At 54.4% G+C, this 8,701-nt stretch carries 11 protein-coding genes and 2 pseudogenes; 1 reads left to right on the top strand and 12 read right to left on the bottom strand.

Annotated features, from left to right (window positions below; all coding sequences use genetic code 11):
* Positions 1-369, top strand: a pseudogene (locus ACTF5F_RS07975) (prolyl oligopeptidase family serine peptidase); the annotation flags it as partial.
* On the opposite strand, the gene ACTF5F_RS07970 reads toward ACTF5F_RS07975, so the two are convergent.
* From ACTF5F_RS07970 to ACTF5F_RS07915, 12 genes and pseudogenes are all read right to left on the bottom strand, one after another.
* Complete coding sequence (locus ACTF5F_RS07970; RefSeq protein WP_438956343.1) at positions 366-896, bottom strand: hypothetical protein; 531 nt, start codon at positions 894-896, stop codon at positions 366-368. The pseudogene ACTF5F_RS07975 and the gene ACTF5F_RS07970 overlap by 4 nt on opposite strands.
* Before the next feature lie 73 nt (positions 897-969).
* Positions 970-1,584 carry an urease accessory protein UreG gene (gene ureG / locus ACTF5F_RS07965; RefSeq protein WP_438956342.1) on the bottom strand — a complete coding sequence of 205 codons (615 nt, stop codon included), beginning with the start codon at positions 1,582-1,584 and terminating at the stop codon, positions 970-972.
* Positions 1,581-2,225 carry an urease accessory protein UreF gene (locus ACTF5F_RS07960; RefSeq protein WP_438956341.1) on the bottom strand — a complete coding sequence of 215 codons (645 nt, stop codon included), beginning with the start codon at positions 2,223-2,225 and terminating at the stop codon, positions 1,581-1,583. The genes ureG and ACTF5F_RS07960 overlap by 4 nt, the downstream gene beginning before the upstream one ends.
* Complete coding sequence (locus ACTF5F_RS07955; RefSeq protein WP_438956340.1) at positions 2,209-2,688, bottom strand: urease accessory protein UreE; 480 nt, start codon at positions 2,686-2,688, stop codon at positions 2,209-2,211. Before ACTF5F_RS07955 ends, ACTF5F_RS07960 begins: the two co-directional genes overlap by 17 nt.
* Positions 2,689-2,694: 6 nt before the next feature.
* Positions 2,695-4,455, bottom strand: coding sequence for an urease subunit alpha (gene ureC, locus ACTF5F_RS07950; protein WP_438956339.1), 1,761 nt, complete (start codon positions 4,453-4,455; stop codon positions 2,695-2,697).
* Complete coding sequence (locus ACTF5F_RS07945; RefSeq protein ID WP_438956338.1) at positions 4,456-4,761, bottom strand: urease subunit beta; 306 nt, start codon at positions 4,759-4,761, stop codon at positions 4,456-4,458.
* A gap of 9 nt (positions 4,762-4,770) precedes the next feature.
* On the bottom strand, positions 4,771-5,073 hold the full coding sequence (locus ACTF5F_RS07940; protein WP_438956337.1) for an urease subunit gamma: 303 nt from the start codon (positions 5,071-5,073) through the stop codon (positions 4,771-4,773).
* 3 nt (positions 5,074-5,076) lie between these two features.
* Positions 5,077-5,904: an urease accessory protein UreD gene (locus tag ACTF5F_RS07935; RefSeq protein WP_438956336.1), complete on the bottom strand. Its 828-nt coding sequence runs from the start codon at positions 5,902-5,904 to the stop codon at positions 5,077-5,079.
* Positions 5,905-6,133: 229 nt separating this feature from the next.
* A pseudogene (locus tag ACTF5F_RS07930) lies at positions 6,134-6,487 on the bottom strand (DDE-type integrase/transposase/recombinase); the annotation flags it as partial.
* Positions 6,488-6,502: 15 nt separating this feature from the next.
* Positions 6,503-7,063: a hypothetical protein gene (locus ACTF5F_RS07925; protein WP_438956335.1), complete on the bottom strand. Its 561-nt coding sequence runs from the start codon at positions 7,061-7,063 to the stop codon at positions 6,503-6,505.
* Entirely contained in the window at positions 7,060-8,058 is a 999-nt protein-coding gene (locus tag ACTF5F_RS07920; protein ID WP_438956334.1) for a DUF3137 domain-containing protein, read from the bottom strand. The genes ACTF5F_RS07925 and ACTF5F_RS07920 overlap by 4 nt, the downstream gene beginning before the upstream one ends.
* Positions 8,059-8,069: 11 nt before the next feature.
* Positions 8,070-8,642, bottom strand: coding sequence for a LemA family protein (locus ACTF5F_RS07915; protein ID WP_438956333.1), 573 nt, complete (start codon positions 8,640-8,642; stop codon positions 8,070-8,072).
* Positions 8,643-8,701: the final 59 nt, after the last annotated feature.

Here is an 8,701-nt window from a genome sequence, read left to right as displayed (position 1 = left end):
GTTTTGAACACCATCCTCGACGCAAGCTTGCCCCTCACGCCAGGCGAGTGGTCGCAATGGGGCAACCCGATAGAGAGCAAAGACGCCTTTGACGCGATCAAGGAATACTCCCCTTATGACAACGTGACGGCGCAGGGCTACCCCGCGATGTTGGTAACGGCGGGCGTGTCCGATCCGCGTGTCACCTACTGGGAGCCTGCCAAATGGGTGGCTAAGCTGCGCGCGACCAAAACGGATGACAACATCCTGATGTTGAAGACCAATATGACATCCGGCCATTTCGGCAATTCCGGACGTTTCCAAGCGTTGGAGGACAGCGCCCGAGCCTACGCCTTTGCGATCAAAGCCACTGGGCTGGCGTTGTCCTAATCGTCTTGGGTCTGCGCCCGTAACGCAAATTCAATCTGTGGCTTGGTGAACGGTAAGAGCTGTGGTGTGGATTGGGATGTGAAGCGATCCTCTTCCACAGCGCGGTAATCGATGTATGGATTGGGCGCTGCCCCAAGCAGGTTTGCCGACATATAATCCAAGGCACCCGCAAGGCCGCCGATTGAAACCCCCTCCAACTCGATTATCGAAGCATCACCGTTGTCGATGGCAACAAACCGACCCGATGATTTCAAGGTTTCAACAGCAAAGAGATCGAGGCGCCGGTCTGTTTCCAGCGGCTGCGCAAAGCGGTTGTGGACGTGGAGGAGGCGCCGACCATCGACAGGATCGATGGAAAAGCCGTCATTTTCGAACCGGATCGTGACCCAACCGTTCCACGCTTGGCAGATGGTTCCAGTGCATCCAACAGCCCAGCGTCCGCCGTCAGAGCGAAAGACAGCATCAGACGATTGCGCGAAGGCGTGCGAAGTGATGGCCAAAAAGAAGAAAAGGATCGGGGTTCTCATATGCGGCAGAGTGGCTGCCCAACCCTCGAGAAAGCATTAACAATCCGATTTCAATTCAAATCTTCGCCAGAAGCTAGGCCAATCCCGCCTCCGACGTCAGAAGATCGAGCACCTCTGACGCGCCCATGCCTGATTTCAGGCTGGTAAAGACGAACGGCCGATCATGCCGCATCCGCGCGGCGTCTGTCGCCATCACCTCTAGTGAGGAGCCGACATAAGGCGCCAGATCAGTTTTATTGATGACAAGGATATCCGACCGCGTGATCGCAGGCCCGCCTTTGCGAGGGATTTCTTCACCAGCCGCCACGTCGATCACATAGATGGTCAGGTCCGCCAACTCGGGGCTGAACGTAGCCGACAGGTTGTCACCTCCAGATTCGATCAACACAACCTCCACATCTGGGTGCCGGCCCCGCATCTCCGCCACAGCTGCGAGGTTGATGGAGGCATCCTCGCGGATCGCTGTGTGGGGGCAACCGCCCGTCTCCACCCCTATGACGCGATCGGAGGGGAGGATTTGCATCCGCATCAGCGCCTCAGCATCTTCCTGCGTGTAAATGTCGTTGGTGATGACACCGATGGAAAAGTCGGCCTTCATCAGTTCGGCAAGCCGCGCAGTCAGGGTTGTCTTGCCAGCCCCTACGGGGCCACCAATGCCAACACGCAAAGGACCGTTGAGTTTTGTCATGATTGAAAGAGCCGTGGTTGAAGGGTTTCGTGTCGCATCGCTGAGATGTCGGAGCGGAAAGCATTTCCAAAGACATCCTCAACGCTTGCGCCCTTTGTGTCATTCGCCACTTCAAGGCACAGAGGCATCAGATTTGCGATGACCCGCTGCCCTGCGGTCTGCCCGATTGGTGCAAGGCGCTGGGCGGCCGAGACGAGGTTGCTGACAAAAGAATGCAGATAGAACGCAACGGTCGCGTCGATGTCCAAACGTACATGCCGCGCCGCATGGCCGAGTGCCACCGGCAGTAAGAAACCAGACAGCGATATATCCCAAACATCATTGACGATATTGATGAAAGCCGCACCTTGCCGCTCCGCCTCCCGCAGACGTTCATGACTGCTGATGAAAGCCCGCGCTTCGAGGTCAATTAGCTTTGGGTCTTCGGCCTCAAAGGCCAAGCGTATCCAAGTCGCATCTGCCCGTCCCGACCCGTGCGTCAGGCAATCCTGCAACCAATCTTCTAGGCTCTCAGCATCCGTGATCCAGCCGTCCGCAATCGCCGATTCAATGCCATGAGAATACGCAAACGCGCCTGTCGGAAACGCCGGCGACAGCCATTGCATGAGCGTCAGGAAGCGCGGGTCAGTCGGCATGAACATGGGTCGTATGTCCGTGTGCGTGGGCGTGGGTTCGCCCGTGTCCATAGGCCCCACCTTCGGGCGTGAACGGCTCAACCACTTCGGTCAGTGTTGCTCCAAGATGTTCAAGCATGTGGCCGATCACAGGGTCATTCTGGATGAGCAGGCGTCCCGCTTCGATCTGACATGGGGTGTGGCGGTTGCCGATGTGCCAAGCGAGGCGCAGCATATCCGGCCCTGTGACTTGCAACAGGTACTCCGGCGCTGCGATCACCTCGACAAACGTTCCATCGCTCAATTGCAGGCCATCGCCATGATTAAGCGACACAGTACTTTCAAAGTCCGCAATGAACGGCCAGCCTGCACCTGTTGTCAGTTTCTTGCGGCGGAAAAACCGCTGGTCGTACGTCAACGCACAAGTCGCGGCGGCGGTGGTCCAAGCAGCGGCGGGCAGGATTGTTTGAGATATGGGTAAGCTGGACATGAGACCTCAGAACAGAAAATACCGCTGCGCCATTGGCAGCTCGGTCGCGGGTTGGCAGGTCAAAAGCTCACCGTCGGCACGAACCTCATAGGTTTCAGGATGCACCTCCACCTCCGGCGTGGCGTCGTTGAAAACAAGGTCCGCCTTGCCGATCCCCCGTGTGTTGGCGACGGCCAGTGTTGATTTGGCGATACCAAGCTTTTCGCCGACCCCCGCGGCCTGCGCCGCTTCTGAGACGAAGGTCACGGCGTTCGCCTCAACAGATCGGCCATAGGCGCCAAACATCGGGCGGGTGTAAACGGGTTGCGGTGTGGGGATGGAGGCGTTGGGATCGCCCATCTGCGCACAGACAATACTGCCCCCCATCAGCACCATCTCCGGCTTCACGCCAAAGAAGGCTGGATTCCACAGCACCAGATCAGCGCGCTTGCCCTCCTCAATCGATCCGATGTACGTGGACAGCCCATGTGCAATGGCCGGATTGATCGTGTATTTTGCGATGTAACGGCGGACCCGGAAATTATCGTTATCGCCGGTTTCTTCCGGCAAGGCCCCGCGCTGCTTCTTCATCTTATCGGCGGTCTGCCATGTACGGATGATTACCTCCCCCACGCGTCCCATCGCCTGACTGTCGGATGCGATGATGCTGAACGCGCCCATGTCGTGCAGGATATCCTCCGCCGCGATCGTTTCGCGCCGGATACGGCTTTCGGCAAAGGCCACATCCTCAGGGATCGATTTGTCGAGGTGGTGACAGACCATCAACATGTCGAGGTGTTCATCCACCGTGTTAACCGTGAACGGCCGCGTCGGATTTGTGGAGGATGGCAGCACATGCCCTTCGCCACAGATTTTGATGATGTCAGGCGCATGGCCCCCGCCTGCCCCTTCGGTATGGAAAGCGTGGATCGTACGGCCTTTGATAGCTTTGATCGTATTCTCGACAAAGCCGGACTCGTTCAGCGTATCCGTGTGTATCATCACCTGAACATCCATAGCGTCCGCGACGGACAGGCAGCAATCGATTGCCCCGGGCGTCGTGCCCCAGTCCTCATGCAGTTTCAAAGCGCAAGCGCCCGCCATTACTTGTTCTTCCAGCGCGGCGGGAAGCGAGGCGTTGCCCTTCCCCGCAAACGCGAGGTTCATCGGAAAGGCATCGGCTGCTCGCAACATCTGACCAATGTGCCAAGGGCCAGGTGTGCAGGTCGTGGCCAAAGTCCCATGCGCAGGCCCAGTTCCCCCACCAAGCATGGTGGTCAAACCGGAATGAAGCGCATCTTCAATCTGTTGTGGACAGATAAAGTGGATATGGCTGTCGAAGCCGCCAGTGGTCAGGATTTTGCCTTCGCCTGCAATCGCCTCCGTCCCCGGACCGACGATGATATCGACACCGGGTTGCGTGTCTGGGTTGCCAGCCTTGCCGATCTTAGCAATACGTCCATCTGTGAGCCCCACGTCCGCCTTGTAGATCCCTGTCGCGTCGACGATCAGGGCATTGGTGATGACCGTATCAACGGCCCCCTCCGCCCGTGTGACCTGAGATTGGCCCATGCCATCACGGATCACCTTGCCGCCGCCGAATTTTACCTCTTCCCCGTAGTGCAGGGCATTCGCGCCAGAGCCACCAGTTGCAGCCTGACTGGAGCGTTCCGCGATCAGATCACGCTCCACCTGAATAATGAGGTCAGTGTCGGCAAGACGTAACTTGTCGCCAACGGTCGGGCCAAACATCGCGGCATAGTCGGATCGGGAGATTGCAGCTGGCATTTAGAGATCTCCCATAACGTGCTGATTGAACCCAAAAATCCGGCGTGCACCAGCAATCGGGATCAGATTCACCTCGCGCCGTTGCCCGGGTTCAAACCTAACAGCCGTACCCGCAGCGATATCAAGCCGCAGGCCACGCGCGGCGTTGCGGTCGAAATCGAGCGCGCTGTTGGCTTCGGCAAAATGATAGTGACTGCCCACCTGCACCGGCCTGTCGCCGGTGTTGGCAACCATCAAGGTAATTACGTCACTTTCAGGGTTAATTGTCAGCGTACCGTCGGCGGGGAAAAGCTCTCCAGGGATCATGTCAGCACCTCAGCGGATCGGGTTGTGAACGGTGACGAGCTTCGTCCCGTCGGGAAAAGTGGCTTCGACCTGCACTTCGTGAATCATCTCTGGGATCCCTTCCATACATTCGTCGCGGGTAATGACCTCTGCCCCCGCTTCCATCATATCGGCGACAGATCCGCCATCGCGCGCGCCTTCAACCACGGCGTCGGTGATCAGCGCGATGGCTTCGGGGTGGTTCAGTTTGACGCCACGCGCCAATCGCTTGCGGGCGACCTCAGCGGCCAAAGCCACCAAAAGCTTGTCTTTCTCGCGGGGGGTCAATTGCATGGGTCAAAGGCTCCACGGTTTGGGAAGGCTGTTTTTGGTGAGATGTTCGAGGATCGGGATGAGCGTTTGGCGCAAAACGAAAGAGTCCTCTGCCACCAGTCGTACGATCAGCAAATTGGGAGCGACAAGGCTGGCTCCACCAGTCTTTGGCAGCGCATCGCGCACTATTGGCAACATCGCTTCTGCCGCCGGCCCATGGTAAATCGCAGTCGCCATAGCAATCCCACAATTCGCAATGGCAGGCCGCTGGAGCTGGGCCGAAATGTCGCCCGACAAAAGGAAACGATCGCGATAAAGTGGTTTGCCATTCTGCGAAATGGCGATCAGGTCTTTGTGGCTGCCAGACACATGGGTTTCCCCCATCTCGTGGCGTCCAAAGACAACGGACTCTGCGATCACAGCCTCAGAGGTGTCATCAAGAGCAACATCCAACTGGCGATCCAGCGACGCGCCGTCGAAAAATATCAACTCCTGCGGCAACCAATGCAGTGTTGCATTCGGCTCAACCATTAGTCGCGTGACGACGTGCGCTGTTCCGGACAAACTGCGATAGGCCCGCTCCGCCGCTTGGGTGGTCAGGACAAGTCGGCTCCCCTCGCCCGCACTGATGTTCGTTGAGAACTGATCGCCGCCCGTCAATCCGCCAGATGTGTTCAGAACAATTGCCTCTAAAGCTCCAGCGTTGCGGGGGAACGCAACCTTACTGGCGCCAGAGGTGCGAAAGCGGTCAAGGCAGCTCTGTCGGTTGTGCGTTTTCGTCGAAAGCTCGATCGTGCCAACAGCGCGCGGCGGCTGTGCCGCTTCCAATGATATCGAAGCTTGTTGGTTCATACGCTTGTCAGCCACTCCATCCAGCGTAAAAAACTAGCAAGGCAAGCGAAGCAGTCGTAGAGCGTGGTGATCTATCCCGCCACCAGAAGATGCCTATGCTCAATTCTTGAGCGTTTATGGCTAATTTGCTGGAATAATCAGCGGTATGTGGAGCGTGTGCTACTGAAATCAGCGGCGGGTGCTGTCAGACAAACGATCCCTGGCATCAGTATTCATTTGACAACGATTTCTATGCGGTCACTAAAGAACGCCACTCGGCGAGTGCTGCGTCACGGTTAAGTTCAAATGTACTGCGTTTTGGGAGTGAGCTTTGTGAGTTGAATAGATTGTGAAACGAAGCATGGATTGAGGCGAACTTCTGTAGACTGTGCATGCGCCTAAATCGAAGCATTGCTCTTTCTCTTCGTCGAAACGGTAATTGTGAATTCTAAACTCTGTTATTTGCCCATCGTTTGGTAAATTGCTTTTCTGCACAGCCTTGCTCTTTTGCTGCTGTACTATACGAGCGAAGTTTATCTGTGGCGATCTCGTTTGGTGATCCATAGCGCCGCATGGCTTTTTTCATAAACTTGAGCGCTGCTTTAAGATGATCTGCGGATTATTGGATTTGGGTTATCTCTAGGAGGAATTGCACCCGCCGAGCGGTGCCGTCCAGTATACAATAGGCTTCGTCGTTTTCTCGAAGATTTGGGTTAGGTTGTAACGATGCCTCAAAGGCACAGTGAGACAAAAGATGCGTACGCCAGTCTGCTTGGCTTTGTGCGTAAAATCTGCGCGCATTGCCTTCTTGGCGGCCCCCGACACGATCAAGCAGGTCGAGATGCGCAAATATCTCTGGCTTATATTTATCCCAGAGTAGGTCCCAACTGGTTGTTTCCTTTTTGATGCACGAGAGATATCCGGCAAGCGTGCTGCCCTCTGGTGTGTGCGCTGCGCAGAGTTCTGTTGCGTGACCAATGCATTGTTCAAGTACATACGGATCGCTCGATGAGAGGTCACAATTTGCATAGAGTTTCTCGAACCAGTCTTGCGAATAAACCCACCCCTCACCTGCGGAGGGGAAGGTCGGATGAAAGAGGCCAAATAGGATCGCGCATGCGACCGCGCGATAGCCCATTTTCAGTCTTGAAATGCCGCGCACATCACGCAAAACGGTCATGCCTCATCCGCAAGATTTAAGCCTTCGATACAGCGCACGATCGCGTTCATGTCCATTTGGAATGTTTCAACGAACCTGTCCAGTTTGATTGCTTGGCCGTCATCATAAACCTCGAATTTATCCGCATTGCTTGGGATCATCAAATGCAAGAAATCATCTCTTACAGTTGCTTGGAATGTTTGATCGCCCAAGGAAATTTTTTTATTTACCTTAAGGCCAGTCTTCTTGAACGAAGGATTATTCGCAAGCGCTGTCATGTTCTCAATAAACACAGGTGTGAGCAACGTCCGAGAGGTGATTTGATCAGTTGCAAAAACGTCAAACAGGTTTTCGAATTCGTCGCTTTCGAGGCGCACGCGTTCTTGACCTAAAACTGCGTTTACTATGCTATTTCTCCGAAGGGTGATCTCGCCCTGAAAGTCACGCTTAAGTCCGATAGAAACCACAAACCCACGAAACACATCTTCGACCTTGGTGGTTGTCGTAACTTCGTCGTCCGGTCCTTTTTCTTCGACCTTCTTTTCAATTTCGAGGCGCACTTCATAGAAACGCAACGGGGTCGATTTATAAGTTCCTTCGATAAGGTCTTCTGAATGAAAACGGTCATATTCTGGTATAACGCCTTTTAGGTCACGATCGAACTTCATGCGGTCATAGCCTCGCCCCGTAAGGGCAAGATTTGGATCATACTGCGCCATAAGTTTATTGCCAAATTCAAGTTTCACTGATTTTCTAAATTTCAAAACGGGGCCGTAAACGATCGAACGGTAAATCGCGCCGACGAGTAAAACGATGACGACGGCAACAACGGCCACTGTTGTGCCGATCATGCCACTTATTGCGGCGTATCCCACACCGGCAAGCGCAAGTATAGCAACGCCCATCATAGACCGCGTCTTCCGCTTACATGTTGCGATGATATCTATCGATGCCTCTTCGAAAGCAAACGCTTCTTCAAGAAGAGCGTCATCAATTTTTATATCTGTATTTGTCATGTTATGTGCTCCTAGAGAAAGTCCGAGACATCAATACTTTCGCGGGCCTTTTCTTCTGCTTCAAAGAACGGCATGGCGTCGATCCCCATTTTGCGCGCGAAGGTACTTGTTGGCCATGTTTCCACAGCATTGTTGAGTGTTCCCACAGAGGCGTTATAAAACCGCCGGGCTGCGCTGATATTATTCTCAACATTGGACATTGCTTTCATCGCTTCGATCATGGTCCCGTCTGATTTTAATTCTGGATAGGCTTCCATTCGCACTTGAAAGGCTCCTAACTTACTTTGAAGCTGATTTTCGGTCTCCATGTGCTGGGCAACTGCATTCGCATTGTTCATGTCATAAGTTGTCTTGACCGAATTTCGCAGCTCTACGATATCCTCAAACAACTGCTTTTCGTGCTGCATGTATTTTGCGGCAGTCCGAAGCATGTTCGGCACAAGATCTGCCCTTTTTTGAAACTGTACATCGATGCTCGATAAGGCCTCTTGGACACGGTTTTTCTTTTTGATCATTGAGGCGTAAAGGTAGTAAACAACGAGCAGTACGACGACGATGCCACCTAAGATAATTGTTAAATCCATTTATAACTCCTGTTGTCCGTAGTCAGGGTTTTGGGGACCAAGAGCGGCCTAACCGAAGA

This window comes from Cognatiyoonia sp. (genome assembly GCF_965661665.1).
In the GTDB taxonomy this organism is placed as follows: Bacteria; Pseudomonadota; Alphaproteobacteria; order Rhodobacterales; family Rhodobacteraceae; genus Cognatiyoonia.
This window is presented reverse-complemented; position numbering and strand designations above follow the sequence as displayed.